The following is a 13,347-nucleotide window of genomic DNA, read 5'->3' on the forward strand; positions in this document are numbered from 1 at the left end:
CATGACGACGGAGAGAGTGGAACTGAGTGGGCTTCAGGACAACGCCTTGTTGCTCTCCTTCACCTTCTCCGCATCCAGATACACGCTGCCGCCCATTTCCTTGAACTTGGCGCTCATCTGGGCCATGCCGTCCTCGATCGTGCCGCTGATGGTCATGCCGACCGTCGCCGGGTCGTTCAGCGTGGCGGCGTAGTCGCGGACGTCCTGGGTGATCTTCATCGAGCAGAACTTCGGGCCGCACATCGAGCAGAAATGCGCGACCTTGTGGGCTTCCTTCGGCAGGGTCTCGTCGTGGAAGCTCTTGGCGGTGTCCGGGTCGAGGCCGAGGTTGAACTGGTCGGTCCAGCGGAACTCGAAGCGGGCGCGGGAGAGGGCGTCGTCGCGCAGTTGCGCGGCGGGGTGGCCCTTGGCGAGATCGGCGGCGTGGGCGGCGATCTTGTAGGTGATGACGCCGGTCTTGACGTCGTTGCGATCCGGCAGGCCCAGATGCTCCTTCGGCGTCACGTAGCACAGCATGGCGCAGCCGAACCAGCCGATCATGGCGGCGCCGATGCCCGAGGTGATGTGGTCGTAGCCCGGCGCGATGTCGGTGGTCAGCGGCCCGAGCGTATAGAACGGCGCCTCGCCGCACTCCTTGAGCTGCTTGTCCATGTTGATCTTGATCTTGTGCATCGGCACGTGGCCGGGGCCCTCGATCATGACCTGGCAGCCCTTGTCCCACGCGATCTTGGTGAGCTCGCCAAGTGTTTCGAGCTCGGCGAACTGGGCGCGGTCGTTGGCATCCGCGATCGAGCCGGGGCGCAGGCCGTCGCCGAGCGAGAACGAGACGTCATACTTGCGCATGATGTCGCAGATCTCCTCGAAATGCGTGTAGAGGAAGCTCTCCTTGTGATGCGCGAGGCACCACTTCGCCATGATCGAGCCGCCGCGCGAGACGATGCCGGTGACGCGGTTCGCGGTGAGGTGGATGTAGGCGAGACGCACGCCGGCGTGGATGGTGAAGTAGTCGACGCCCTGCTCGCACTGCTCGATCAGGGTGTCCTTGTAGAGCTCCCAGGTCAGCGCGACCGGGTCGCCGTTGCACTTCTCCAGCGCCTGGTAGATCGGCACGGTGCCGATCGGCACCGGCGAGTTGCGCAGGATCCATTCGCGGGTGGTGTGGATGTTGCGGCCCGTCGAGAGATCCATCACGGTGTCGGCGCCCCAGCGGATCGCCCACACCATCTTGTCCACTTCCTCTTCAACGGAGGATGTCACCGCCGAGTTGCCGATATTGGCGTTGATCTTGGTCAGGAAGTTGCGGCCGATGATCATCGGCTCCAACTCGGCATGGTTGATGTTGCAGGGAATGATGGCGCGGCCACGCGCGATCTCGTCGCGCACGAACTCCGGGGTGATGAAGGCGGGCACGGATGCGCCAAAACTCTCGCCGTCGGCAAGCGCAGCTTCGGCGCGCTCGAGCTGGGTCTTGCGGCCGAGATTCTCGCGCGCGGCGACGTAGATCATCTCCTTGGTGACGATGCCGGCGCGGGCGAATTCGAGCTGGGTGATCTTGTGGCCGTCGAGGCCGCGCAGCGGCTTGTGATGCGCGGTGAACGACTTTGCGGCCTTGTCGGCGCCGACATTGCCGTTGTCCTCGGGCTTGATGTCGCGGCCTTCGTACTCCTCGACGCCGCCACGCTCGCGCACCCAGGCGGTGCGGGCGCGCGACAGGCCGGCGTTGACGTCGATCGTCACGGTCGGATCGGTATAGGGACCGGAGGTGTCGTAGACCGGCAAGTTCGGCTCGCCTGCGCCTTCGGACAGGATGATCTCGCGCAGCGGCACGCGCAGGTCGGGCGCGGAGTCTGGCACAGCGTAGATCTTGCGCGAGGACGGCAGCGGGCCGGTGGTGACGGCGGGCAGGGTGGTGTCGGGATTGGAGCGGATGTTCATGGGATCCTCCTTCTCAATTGTTGTTGTCGGAGTGAATGGGGGACGTCATTGCGAGGAGCGGTAGTGACGAAGCAATCCAGGGCGGCACGCATGGCCCTGGATTGCGTCGCTTCGCTCGCAATGACGGTGGAGAGAGGCGAACGTCGCGCCGGCGCCCTGCCGGCATCGATGCGAAATGAGTTGGCGGCGTAAGGGACGCAGACTAGTCGGGCTCCCTCCCCCCTTGTGGGGGAGGGTTGGGGAGGGGGGTAAGCCGCATCCACCGCCCCCGGGGCTACCCCCCTCCCTAGCCCTCCCCCACAAGGGGGGAGGGAACGACCTCTTTTGGGGAGGGAGCCGGGCCCAATCACTGTCAGACGCATTCGCAAAATTCGCGCGCATTACGCCGGCTCCCTGGTCGCATCGAGCCACGCGCGGACGCGGGCGTCGGGGTCGGGGTTCTGCGTCACGTCGCTGACGACGGCGATGGAGTCGGCGCCGGCGGCGAAGATCTCCGCGGCCTGCTCCAGCTTGATGCCGCCGATCGCGACCAGCGGGATGGTGCCGACACGCTTCTTCCACTCGCCGATCTTCGCGATGCCCTGCGGGGCGAAGCGCATCGCCTTCAGCGTCGTCGGGAAGATCGGCCCCAACGCGACATAGTCGGGCTTGGCGGCGAGCGCGGTCTCCAGCTCGGCATCGTCATGCGTCGAGAGGCCGAGCGTCAGGCCGGCCTCCTTGATCGCGGCGACGTCGGCGTCGGCGAGGTCCTCCTGGCCGAGATGGAGGTGCTGCGCGCCGGCAACGATCGCGGCGCGCCAGTAGTCGTTGACGATCAGCTTCGTCGCCGTGCCCTTGGTGATCGCCAGCGCGTCGGTGACGATCTGCAGCGCCTCGCCGTCGTTGAGGTCCTTCGCGCGCAGCTGCACGGTGCCGACGCCGAGCCTGGTCAGGCGCTCGACCCAGGCGAGGCTGTCGACGACGGGATAGAAGCGATCAGGATACGGCATGCCAGAACGGTGTCCCAACGACAGGGGTGGAGGGCGAGGCGAAATCGCGGGCGTCCATCAGCCCGGCCTCGTAGGCGGTGCGGCCGGCTTCGACCCCGAGCCGGAAGGCGCGCGCCATCGCCACCGGGTCGGCAGCCTTGGCGATCGCGGTGTTGAGCAGCACGGCGTCGTAGCCGAGCTCGAGTGCTTCCGCCGCGTGGCTCGGCGCGCCCAGGCCGGCGTCGACCACCAGGGTGATATCGGGCATGCGGTCGCGCAGCAGCTTCAGCGCGTCGCGGTTGATGATGCCCTTGGCCGAGCCGATCGGCGCCGCCCAGGGCATCACGACCTTGCAGCCGGCATCGACCAGCCGCATCGCGACCGTGAGATCCTCGGTGCAGTAGGGGAACACCTCGAAACCGTCCTTGATCAGGATATCAGCGGCTTCGACGAGACCAACCACGTCGGGCTGCAGGGTGTCGTTGTCGCCGATCACTTCGAGCTTGATCCAGCTCGTGCCGAACAATTCGCGCGCGAGCTTCGCCGTCGTCACCGCCTCGCGCACGCTGCGGCAGCCGGCGGTGTTCGGCAGCACGGTGACATCGAGCGCGTTGATCAGCTTCCAGAACGCATCGCCGGTCTTTCCGCCGGCGGCCTCGCGCCGCAGCGACACGGTGACGATCTGCGCGCCCGAGGCGCGGATCGCGTCCTGCATGATCGCAGGCGAGGGGTAGAGCGCGGTGCCGATCAGCAGGCGGGAGGCGAAAGTCTTGTCGTAGAAGGTGGGCATCAATGGTCTCCGTCATGTCGGACGGTGGTCGCCGCAACGAAGCCTGTCATCCCCGCGAAAGCCGGCGATGACAGTGGTGGTTGTGGCGCGAGCTCCATGAGCATCACCCTCCCTGCCGGGGGGTGATGATCTCGATCTCGTCGCCGGTCTTGAGCTGCGTCTCGGCCCAGCGACTCTTCGGCACCACGTCGTAGTTCAGCGCGATCGCGAAATGGGTGCCTTCGTAGTCGAGCTCGGAGAGCAGCGCGGCGACGCTGGTCGCGCTGATGTCGCGGGCCTCGCCATTGACGGTCACGCGCATCGCATCACCTCGTTGTCGATCTGGCCGTGCGCGAGATAGTTCAAGGTCGCCTGCGCCAGCGCCGGCGCGATCAGGAAGCCGTGGCGGTAGAGGCCGTTGACGCGGATCTCGCGCTCGCCCTTGATGGTGATGCGCGGCAGATTGTCGGGATAGGCCGGCCTGAGCCCCGAGCCGAATTCGAGGATGCGCGCCTCGCCGAACGCCGGATGCACCGAGTAGGCGGCACCGAGCAATTCCAGCGCCGAGCGCAGGCTGACGCCGGTGTCCTCGGCCTCGAGCGAGGTCGCCCCGAGCATGAACAGGTTGTCCTCGCGCGGGATCAGATAGAGCGGGAAGCGCGGATGCATCAGCCGCACGGGCCGCGCGAGCTGCACCTCGGCGGTCTCGATCAGGATCATCTCGCCCTTGACGCCGCGCAGCTCGGGCTCGGCGTCGCGCGCCTCCAGCCCGCGGCAGTCGATCACGAGGCCGTCGAGATCGTCAGCCGTGACGTCGCTGTTGAACAGCACGCGGCCGCCAGCCTCGACGATGCGCTGATGCAGCTTCGGCAGCACGCGGCGTGGCTCGACATGGCCCTCGGTCGGATAGAACAGGCCCTCGCGGAAGCGGCCCTCCAGCGACGGCTCCAACGCCGCAAGCTGCTGCGCGTCGAGCCGCTGATAGCCGGAGGTGCGGCGGGCGAAGCGGTCGTAGTCGGCGCGGTCGCGGGCATGCGCGATCACCAGCGAACCGTTGAACGGCGTGTCCGGCAGCTCGCGCCGCCAGATGTCGAGCGAGGCGAGCCCGAGCCGGCTGATGATCGGCTCGGCGACCTCGCTCTCGCAATAGGGCGCCAGCATGCCGCCGGCCCAATGGCTGGTGGAGAGCATCAGATCGGCGTCGCTGCGCTCGTGCAGCGTGACCTCGCGGCCTGCGCGCGCGAGCAGCAAGGCTTGCCAGGCACCCGCGATGCCCGCACCGATGATGGAAACGGGGACATCCCCGCGCGTGGTTGTCTGCTGCATCCCTGTCCCTTCGCCGGCATGACCCGGATCAGGTTCAAAGGGTCACCGCATCACGCTGCGGTATCTCAGCTCCCCTCGGAGCTCCCCTCGGAACGCACTTAAAATAGACCGATATCCCCCCGTGTCAACGGAGTGTCACGGAAAGACAAAGCCGGTGTCCCTTGGAACCAATGGCGATCAGTGCGCCCGCGCGTGGCGGCCGGTTGCAATCTTCGGGGTGATGTCGAGCGGGCCGCTCGTCCGCTCGGAGCGGCCGGCGGGCCGCGCGTCGGCCAGGCGCTGCCGCTTGGCCTCCTCGTAGTAGCCCCTGGCGAAGTAGAGCACGGCGCGGTCGTGATCGCCGCGGGCGGCACGATAGGCGCCGGCGAGATAGCGCACGCCATAGGTGAGATTGGTGTTCGGATCGTGCAGGCCCTGTGCGTCGCCGGTGTAGCCCAGGCCGCGCGCGGTGCCGAGCTTGATCTGCATCAGGCCGATGCAGCCGCAGCGGCCGACCAGGTCCTTCTGGTATTTGCTCTCGCGCACGATGACGCGGTGGATCAGCGATTCCGGAATGTTGTTGGCGGCGGCGTGCACCGCCACCAGCGCGTCGATGTGCGGATGGCCGGTGTCGATGTGGCGCGGCTTGGCCTCGGCCGCCTTGCGCTCGGCCTCGCGGGGCTCGGCCGCAGCGGCCGGGATGGCATCGGTGTCGGCGGGGGCTGAGGCATTGGCGTCCATCGGCGGCGAGGTGTCGGCGCTGCTGACGGCCTCGATCGCCTCGACCTCGCGCGCGGCCTTGGTCACCGCGCTGCGTGCCGCCAGCTCCCTGGTTCCGTCAGAGCGGACATGGGCGAGCTTGACCTTGCCGGCCTTCGGTTTGGCCGCACTGTCCGATGCGCTGCTCGCATCATCGGCAGCCATTGCGAACGGCACGGGACCAGCCATCGCGAAGCCTGCAATGCAGGCCGTCAGCACAAGACGTCTCATGTGTCAGGATCCCCCGGGAACCACACGCATGCCGAGTAGCCCCCCAGCACGCGCTTTACACTTTGCACACCGTAATTGGTGCAAACGCCGGGCGATAATGTGGCAACAATGGGGCGAAGACGCCCGGTCGGGTCCGGATGCGCCGGCGGTTTACCGCGAATTATGCCGTGCATGCTTGGCTGGCGGAGCAATTCCGCCAACGGGGCCATGCCGCGATGACGCTGTCCGTCACCCACACCGAAGCGACCGCCGGGCGCGCGCAGGCGCTGCTGCCACTATGGGTCGGCGCCGGCGTCTATGCGCTGCTGCTGATCTCCGGCAATCGGCTGCTCAACGATCCCGATACGCTGTGGCAGATCACGGTGGGACAGTGGATCATCGACCACCGCGCGGTCCCCGAGGTCGACGTCTATTCCTTCACCATGCGCGGCGCGCCCTGGATCTCCACGCAGTGGCTGGCGCAGGTCGCCTATGCCGCCGTTTACACGTTCGCCGGCTGGACCGGGCCGGTGGTGCTGGCGGCCTCGGCGACCGCGCTGTCCTTCGCGCTGTTCGCGCGCGCCCTCGGCCGGCATCTGCGCGACGCCACGACATTGGTGTTCGTGGTCGCGGCGTTCCTGCTCTGCCTGCCGCATCTGCTGGCGCGGCCGCATGTGCTGGCGTTTCCGATCCTGGTCGCCTGGATCGCCGGACTTGTCGATGCGGCCGATCGCAGGGCCGCGCCGCCATGGCAGCTGGTGCCGCTGATCGCGCTGTGGGCCAATCTGCATGGCGGATTCGTGTTCGGCCTGTTCTTCATCGCGCCCGCCGCGCTCGACGCGCTGGTGAATGCCGATCGCTCGGTCCGCGCCGGCCTGGCGCTGCGCTGGGCCGGGTTTGCGGCGCTCGCGCTGGCGGCGAGCTGCTGCACGCCCTATGGCTGGAATGCGCTGCTGGCGTCGCAGAAGATCCTCTCGCTGGGCCAGGCGCTGCCGTTGATCGTGGAATGGAAGGCGACCGACTTCCAGGGGCTCGGTCCGTTCGAGATCTGCCTGCTGATCGCCATCGGGGTCGCGCTGTTCCATGGTCTCAGGCTGCCTCCGGTGCGGATCCTGATGCTGCTCGGCCTGCTGCACATGGCGCTGGCGCAGGCGCGCGCGGCGGAGATCCTGGCGTTGGTCGGCCCGCTGGTGCTCGCCGCACCGCTGGCGCGGCAGGCGGGCGCGTCGCCCGTGCTGCCGCCGGGGCGCGCGTCGGGAGCGGCGCTGACGGCGGCAGTGATGCTCGCGCTCGGCGCCGGCACGGTCGCCTCGGTTTCGATCCTGAACTACACGCCAAACATGCGCGGCACCCCGGTCGCGGCCGTGACCGAGCTGAAGAAGCTCAACCTCACGCGGGTTCTCAATGACTATGATTTCGGCGGCTACCTGATCTCAGCCGGTGTCGCGCCGTTCATCGACGGCCGCACCGAGCTCTATGGCGAAAAGTTCTTCGTCGATCACAACGCCGCGTCCGGCCTGATGGAGCCGGACAATCTGTTCCGCCTGCTCAAGGACTACGACATCGAGGCGACCCTGCTGCGCACGCAGAGTGCTGCGACCAAGCTGCTCGATCACGTCGACGGCTGGCAGAAGGTTTATGCTGACGACATCGCCACCATCCATCTGCGCAAGGCGGGTGCCCGTCATGTCGCGGAACCGGCGGTCTCTCCGGCGGCAATTGAATCAAACGCGTTGATCCCATCTCCGTGAGGTCGGATGTCGCGCGGCATCCCGGCGCGTGCAAAACAACCGCCGCGCGGCTAAGATCAGGGCCGTCAGTTCGACAGCATGCCTGACTCATTCAAGAAGACTGAACAGAGAGGGAGCGCGTCATGGCCGTGAAGGCAGCCGACGATCGTTCACCCAGCATCGACCATTCATTCGATATCGACGCGATGCCATCCACGGTTCGCGTCGTGGATCTGCCGCGCAACAATCCCTGCGCCCAATGTGGCGAGGCGATCGCATTGCCGTCCTGGGTCGAAAAGGATGGCCGCCGCACCGCCTATCTCTGGCACTGCCGCCTCTGCGACTATCGCTACGAAACCATCGCCTTCTATGCCGAGTCCGTCGACGAGAACGGCGCGATGGCGGCGTAGGCTCGATTGACTATTGCGGGACGTTGCAGCGCTGACGGTCGGCTCCCTCTCCCCGTTCTTACGGGGGCGCGACGAGCTTCGCTCGCGCTGAGAGGGTTGGGGGGAGGGCAGACCCACGGGAAGCGCCGATGGGGAGATCTGTACCCTCTTACCCGGATCGCAACTGGCGATGCAATCCGACCCACCCCGCAGGCGGGGGAGAGGTGAAACCGAGCTAGCAGCAATAGGCTTACACCAGCTCCAGCCAATGTAGACCTGTTAGTCGGGCTCCCGTGCTAGGCGCGGCGGTGCGGCTTGGCGATGTGAGCGACGTCACCCGGATCCCCCGAACGTCACAAAGTGACACTGCCGCGGCGCACTGAGGCTGCTTGTCGCGCAGCATGACGAAATCGTGGTTCCCGCGGAACGCCGACTGTCCATTGCCGTTCTCTCGTCACCATCCACCTAGAGGAGACACCACATGATGATGAAGACTGTTGCGGCCGGCCTCGCCGGTTCCCTGCTGCTCGCGACCGCCGCCTTTGCTGCGGAGAGCACCACCACCACAACCAACACCACGATCAAGAGCGACACCACCGTCGCGTCCTATCAGGGCGACTGGCGCAGCTCCAAGCTCGTCGGCGTGAAGGTCTACAACAACAACAACGAGAATGTCGGCTCGATCGACGATCTGCTGATCGACAAGAGCGGCGCAGTCAAGGGCGTCGTGATCGGCGTCGGCGGCTTCCTCGGCATGGGTGAGCACCTCGTCGCTGTCTCGTTCGATCAGGTCAAGTTCTCGGACCAGCCGGTTCAGGCCAACACCGCCTCCAACGCTCCGGCCTCGGGCAAGGCGACCACGCCGCCGGCCACGACGACCGGCGCCGCCACCGGCACTTCGTCATCCTCGTCGATGAGCTCCTCGAAGAATCGCTGGTATCCCGACCATGCGATGATCAACGCCACCAAGGACCAGCTGAAGTCGATGCCCGAGTTCAAGTACTCGGAGTAAACGGCGTCACTGACGTCTAGCTGACTGCCCAAGCGGCGCGCCCGGATCCGTCCGGGCGCGTTCGCGCGTCATGCTGCGGGGCGCAAGGTGGTCTGGCCGAGCGGCAGCTCGATGCGGGCGATCAGTCCGCGTGGCTTGCGATCGTGCAATGACAGCTCGCCGCCATGCGCCTGGACGATCGCCTTCGCGATCGAGAGGCCCAGGCCGAACCCGGTGGCCTGGTCCATGTTGCGGGCATCGTCGCCGCGCACGAAGGGCTCCAGCATGTCGGGCTTGCGCGCATCGGCGATCCCGGGTCCATCATCCTCCACGTCGATCGTCAGGCACTTCCCCGACGCCACCAGTCTGATGACGGTTTCCTTGCCGTACTTCACGGCGTTCTCGACCAGGTTGGTGACCGAACGCATCAGGTCGTCGGGACGCACCGTCGCCATCGCGTGCGCCGGGCCGATATAGGTGACGCTGTGGCCGACATCGGCGAATTGGTCGGCGACGAGCTGCAGGATGCTCGCGATATCGACCAGCGTCATCGGTTCGAGCTTGCGGCCGTTGCGCAGGAATGACAGCACCGAGCCCAGCATCGCATGCATCTGATCGAGATCGGCCAGCATGCGATTGCGCTGCAGCTCGTCCTCGACGAACTCACAGCGCAGCCGCATGCGGGTCAGCGGTGTCCGCAGATCGTGGCTGATGGCCGCCAGCATCTTGGTCCGGTCGTTCATCAGCGCCGTGATGCGTTGGCGCATACGGTTCAGGGCGCGCGCGAGCGACCGGATCTCTTCCGGTCCGCGCTCGGGCAGGGCAGTGGCATCGCCGTCGAGGCTGAAGCTCTCGGCAGCCTTGGCGAAGCTCGACAGCGGTGAGGTCAGCGCGCGGGCCGCCCACAGGCCGAGCAGTGTCGTGCTGATCAGCGCGAACATGATCGTCGTCAGCCATGGGGCGCCCCAGAACGGTGGCCGGTGCGGCCGGTCGGCCATTCGAGCCGAAACCATGTTGCCATCGGGCAGAGCGAAGATGACGGTGCGCGTCTGGGAGCCGGGCGGCGGCATGAAGACGCGATAGCCTGGGCCAAGGCCACGAAAGCCGCCTGGACCGTGAGGCCGTCCGTCGGCGAGCTCCGGAGGGGCCGGGCGGCGCTCGTCGCCACCGGTCCCGGCCTCGACGTCGGGGCCGGCCGGCTCGCGCCGGCGGCCGGAATCACCCGGTAGAGGCCCCACGTGAGGCTTGAGCTCGAACTCAGGATAGGCGCGGGCAATGTCGGAGATCAGTCGAGGCCGTTCGGCAGCGGGCGCGCGTCCAAGAATGCGGATGGCGGTCGCGAGCTGAAGTGGCCCGACTTCGTTTTCGGGGTCGGGCTGCTCGGCGCGATAGATCAGGAACGTCGCCGTGATGATGGCATGGAGCGCCACGATCGAAATGGCGACCAGCGCCGTGATCTGGCCGCGGATTCCCTTGAGGTTGAGCAAGCCGAACGACATCATGACATCGCCATTCGATCGGGCCGGTCAATGGCTTTGCGGGCCAGTCACCACCTCGACGACGGGTGTGAACATGTAGCCGCCGGAGCGCACGGTCTTGATCATGGTGGCCTCCTGCGGGTCCGGCTCGATCTTGCGGCGGATGCGGCTGACCAGCACGTCGATCGAGCGCTCGAACGAGCCGGCGCTGCGGCCCTGCGTCAGGTCGAGCAGGCTGTCGCGCGACAGCACGCGGCCCGGCCGCTCGCAGAAGGTGCGGAGCAGATCGAACTCCGCGCTCGTCATCGCGACGCGTGCGCCTTCGGGATTGCGTAGTTCGCGCAGCCGGAAGTCGATCGTCCAGCCGAGGAAGCTCAGCGCCGTCGCGCCTTCGGTTGCGCTCGCCGTCATCGCGGCCGCCTGCCGGCGCAGCACCGCGTTGATGCGGGCGAGCAGCTCGCGCGGATTGAACGGCTTTGGCAGATAGTCGTCGGCGCCCATCTCCAGTCCGAGGATGCGGTCGACGTCCTCGCCGCGCGCCGTGAGCATGATGATCGGCACCTGCGATTCCGCGCGCAGCTTGCGGCACAAGGTCAGGCCGTCCTCGCCGGGCAGCATGACGTCGAGGATCAGGAGATCGACACGGTGGTCGCCCATGATGCGGGTCATCTCGCGGCCGTCGGTCGCGGTGGTCACGTTGCAGGCATTGTTGCGCAGATATTTCGCGATCAGCGTCCGCGTCTCGCGGTCGTCCTCGACGACAAGAATGTGTGGTTGTGTCTGGGCCATACCGACAAGTGACCTAGAATCGCGGCGTTTTGCGAAGAATTTTGTTACGGAATATTTCCTGCGACGGGCGCGCGGAAAGGGCCAGACAACGTCTCTCTGCGCCGTGTTGCGGAATTCGTGAGGGCGCGTCAAGCCTCGCGAAACGTATCGCCTCGGGGCCGCCGCACGCTCGCGCGATGCGGCTGCATCCGGCTACCGGAAACGGCGCGGACATTCGTGAGTGTCGCCAGACCAGGTCAGGCCCGATTGAATCATTGCCGGTCGTTGCACGGTCCGCAAACGCGTGCAGCGACGGGATGCGACGTTCCGAAACGGCCCGTCACAGTCCTGGCAATGTATTGACTCGAACCGACATCGTGCCCTCCGCCGAGGCGATCACGCGCAGCACGGTGGCGTCGAAGGCGATGTCGGTCAAAGCGAGGTTGTTGATGTCGGTGTCGACGCGGATGCCGTTCTCGTTCTTCTGCAGTTCGGCGACCGCGGTCGCGATCTTGTCGCGGACATTGTCGGCGAACGGCTTGAGATCGACCACCGACCGCTCCAGCAGCGCGCGTTGCAGATGTGGCACCACGGCGCGCGCGGCGGCGCCGAGCAGGCCGAACGCCGCGTCGGATTCGACGGCGAGCTGCAGGTCGGACAGCCGCAGGATCTGCTGCGCCTGATCGACCATCGGCCGTCCCCAGATGTGCACCGTCGCGTCGGCGCCGAGGCCGAAGAAGCTCTCCTTCTCTTTTCCCTTCACCTGCAGCGAGATCAGCAGCCGGTTGCCCGAGGGCACGACGGTCGCATGCTTCACCGTGACCGTGACCGGGCCGGAGCCGTCCTCGGGGAACGTCCGCCCGGCGAGCTGCGAGTCGACGAGCTTGCTGAGCTCGGTGAATGGGACATCGATCGGAACCGCGACGTTGACCGTGCCCGCGGTGGGCGGAACGATCGTGATCTTGTCCGGGAACGGGCACTCCGGCTTGGTCTCGGCTGCCGTGACCCGGGTCTCCGCCTCGATCCCCATGGTGACGCTGACGACGTTCGCATCGATCGCGGGCTGCGCGGCCAGCGCCCGTGTCGGCTTGATCTCGAGCCAGACGGCGGGCAGTCCCGGCGTGGTGCCCTGAAGCGGCACCGAGCGGCAGGCGCGGGCCCACTGCGCCTGCGCCACGCGCCGCATGGTCGGGTCCTTGCGCAGCCTGTCGCTGAGCGCGCTGAGCTGGTCGTTGACGGTCTTGTCTATGACCGGCTTCATCTGCGCGGGCACGTTGACGCGGGCGCCGGCGACGGTCAGCGCGGTGTCGCCGAGATTGACCTGGGCGGTGAAGTTCGGCTCGACATACCAGGAGGCGGCCAGCCGTGGCCGCATCGCGATCAGGACGTTGCCCCTGATGTCGGCGGTGGCGTTCAGGTTCTTGATGTTGATGCCGCCAATCTGCTTGGCGGCATCCGCGCCGAGCAGGCCGCCGATGGCGTCGCCGAGCGCGCCGGTCGCTTTGGCGGACAGCGATCCGGTGACGTTCAGCCGGCCCGAGAGCGGCGTCGTCAGCGACAAAGTGTCCTGGGTGCCGGTGGCGGCGATGGCGCCGCGGGCGACCGTCCAGCCGATGTCGGCATTCTGCAGGATCTGGTTGACGGGGTTGTCGGCCTTGCCGGAGAAATTGCGCGGCGTGGCCTTTTCGGCGGCGTCACGAATCGCGCCGAGCGAGATCGAGACCGGCGTCATGATGATCGAGTTGCGCGTGGCCGGCGGCAGCGGCGGCAGTTGGGTCAGCTGCGGCGCCGGCGTGCTGCCCGAGAACAGAAACACCTCCACGATGATGATGCCGATCAGCACGACGGCGGCAAGGCCGGCGGCGCCGATCAGGATCAGCCGCAGCCGGGGCGGCGAGCGCCGCGGCGGCGGCTGCGTTTTCGGGGCGAGCGGATGCGGCCTGCTCTGCCAATCCGGTCGCGGTGTCGGAAGGTTCATGTCGGATCCACGGACTCCAACTGCCGCGCCAGCCCATGCCGGAAGCGGCGAGATCGCGGTTAATACA

General features: G+C 67.0%; 12 protein-coding genes and 1 riboswitch. Of the genes, 3 read left to right on the forward strand and 9 right to left on the reverse strand.

Going from position 1 to position 13,347, the window contains the following annotated elements:
- Positions 1-33 precede the first annotated feature (33 nt).
- From thiC to QX041_RS30210, 6 genes are all read right to left on the reverse strand, one after another.
- Positions 34-1,935, reverse strand: a complete 1,902-nt coding sequence (gene thiC / locus QX041_RS30185) for a phosphomethylpyrimidine synthase ThiC (RefSeq protein ID WP_316167582.1) — start codon at positions 1,933-1,935, stop codon at positions 34-36.
- Positions 1,936-2,315: 380 nt separating this feature from the next.
- Positions 2,316-2,924: a thiamine phosphate synthase gene (locus QX041_RS30190; protein WP_315827108.1), complete on the reverse strand. Its 609-nt coding sequence runs from the start codon at positions 2,922-2,924 to the stop codon at positions 2,316-2,318.
- Positions 2,911-3,693 (reverse strand): thiazole synthase, encoded by a 783-nt coding sequence (locus QX041_RS30195; RefSeq protein ID WP_315827107.1) that lies wholly within the window; start codon positions 3,691-3,693, stop codon positions 2,911-2,913. Before QX041_RS30195 ends, QX041_RS30190 begins: the two co-directional genes overlap by 14 nt.
- Positions 3,694-3,796: 103 nt before the next feature.
- The gene (thiS, locus tag QX041_RS30200; RefSeq protein WP_315750253.1) at positions 3,797-3,994 is read right to left on the reverse strand and encodes a sulfur carrier protein ThiS; all 198 of its coding nucleotides are present in this window, start codon (positions 3,992-3,994) and stop codon (positions 3,797-3,799) included.
- Complete coding sequence (locus QX041_RS30205) at positions 3,985-4,998, reverse strand: FAD-dependent oxidoreductase (protein WP_315717817.1); 1,014 nt, start codon at positions 4,996-4,998, stop codon at positions 3,985-3,987. Before QX041_RS30205 ends, thiS begins: the two co-directional genes overlap by 10 nt.
- Positions 4,986-5,096, reverse strand: a riboswitch (TPP riboswitch). (Overlaps the previous gene by 13 nt.)
- Positions 5,097-5,175: 79 nt before the next feature.
- Entirely contained in the window at positions 5,176-5,967 is a 792-nt protein-coding gene (locus tag QX041_RS30210; protein ID WP_316167583.1) for a lytic transglycosylase domain-containing protein, read from the reverse strand.
- Positions 5,968-6,182: 215 nt separating this feature from the next.
- Between QX041_RS30210 and QX041_RS30215 the strand changes: the two genes are divergently transcribed.
- The 3 genes from QX041_RS30215 to QX041_RS30225 all read left to right on the forward strand — a co-directional run bounded on the left by QX041_RS30215 (position 6,183) and on the right by QX041_RS30225 (position 9,077).
- A complete protein-coding gene (locus QX041_RS30215) occupies positions 6,183-7,697 on the forward strand; it encodes a hypothetical protein (RefSeq protein WP_316167584.1) in 1,515 nt (504 codons plus the stop codon).
- Between the two features lie 122 nt (positions 7,698-7,819).
- Positions 7,820-8,086, forward strand: coding sequence for a hypothetical protein (locus QX041_RS30220; protein WP_316167585.1), 267 nt, complete (start codon positions 7,820-7,822; stop codon positions 8,084-8,086).
- A gap of 460 nt (positions 8,087-8,546) precedes the next feature.
- Complete coding sequence (locus QX041_RS30225) at positions 8,547-9,077, forward strand: PRC-barrel domain-containing protein (protein ID WP_315750256.1); 531 nt, start codon at positions 8,547-8,549, stop codon at positions 9,075-9,077.
- A 68-nt stretch (positions 9,078-9,145) separates the two neighbouring features.
- Here the strand turns inward: QX041_RS30225 and QX041_RS30230 are convergent, their stop codons facing one another.
- The 3 genes from QX041_RS30230 to QX041_RS30240 form a co-directional block, all read right to left on the reverse strand.
- Positions 9,146-10,558, reverse strand: a complete 1,413-nt coding sequence (locus QX041_RS30230; RefSeq protein ID WP_316167587.1) for an ATP-binding protein — start codon at positions 10,556-10,558, stop codon at positions 9,146-9,148.
- 24 nt (positions 10,559-10,582) lie between these two features.
- A complete protein-coding gene (locus tag QX041_RS30235) occupies positions 10,583-11,323 on the reverse strand; it encodes a response regulator (protein WP_315717811.1) in 741 nt (246 codons plus the stop codon).
- Between the two features lie 319 nt (positions 11,324-11,642).
- On the reverse strand, positions 11,643-13,280 hold the full coding sequence (locus tag QX041_RS30240) for a DUF4403 family protein (protein ID WP_316167589.1): 1,638 nt from the start codon (positions 13,278-13,280) through the stop codon (positions 11,643-11,645).
- Positions 13,281-13,347: the final 67 nt, after the last annotated feature.

It is taken from the genome of Bradyrhizobium sp. SZCCHNRI2009, from assembly GCF_032485115.1.
GTDB lineage: Bacteria > Pseudomonadota > Alphaproteobacteria > Rhizobiales > Xanthobacteraceae > Bradyrhizobium.

Excerpts from the sequence above, each read along its gene's own strand:
- thiC (WP_316167582.1), bottom strand. The coding sequence starts at position 1,935 with ATGAACATCCGCTCCAATCCCGACACCACCCTGCCCGCCGTCACCACC.
- QX041_RS30190 (WP_315827108.1), bottom strand. The coding sequence starts at position 2,924 with ATGCCGTATCCTGATCGCTTCTATCCCGTCGTCGACAGCCTCGCCTGG.
- QX041_RS30195 (WP_315827107.1), bottom strand. The coding sequence starts at position 3,693 with ATGCCCACCTTCTACGACAAGACTTTCGCCTCCCGCCTGCTGATCGGC.
- thiS (WP_315750253.1), bottom strand. The coding sequence starts at position 3,994 with ATGCGCGTGACCGTCAATGGCGAGGCCCGCGACATCAGCGCGACCAGC.
- QX041_RS30205 (WP_315717817.1), bottom strand. The coding sequence starts at position 4,998 with ATGCAGCAGACAACCACGCGCGGGGATGTCCCCGTTTCCATCATCGGT.
- QX041_RS30210 (WP_316167583.1), bottom strand. The coding sequence starts at position 5,967 with ATGAGACGTCTTGTGCTGACGGCCTGCATTGCAGGCTTCGCGATGGCT.
- QX041_RS30215 (WP_316167584.1), top strand. The coding sequence starts at position 6,183 with ATGACGCTGTCCGTCACCCACACCGAAGCGACCGCCGGGCGCGCGCAG.
- QX041_RS30220 (WP_316167585.1), top strand. The coding sequence starts at position 7,820 with ATGGCCGTGAAGGCAGCCGACGATCGTTCACCCAGCATCGACCATTCA.
- QX041_RS30225 (WP_315750256.1), top strand. The coding sequence starts at position 8,547 with ATGATGATGAAGACTGTTGCGGCCGGCCTCGCCGGTTCCCTGCTGCTC.
- QX041_RS30230 (WP_316167587.1), bottom strand. The coding sequence starts at position 10,558 with ATGATGTCGTTCGGCTTGCTCAACCTCAAGGGAATCCGCGGCCAGATC.
- QX041_RS30235 (WP_315717811.1), bottom strand. The coding sequence starts at position 11,323 with ATGGCCCAGACACAACCACACATTCTTGTCGTCGAGGACGACCGCGAG.
- QX041_RS30240 (WP_316167589.1), bottom strand. The coding sequence starts at position 13,280 with ATGAACCTTCCGACACCGCGACCGGATTGGCAGAGCAGGCCGCATCCG.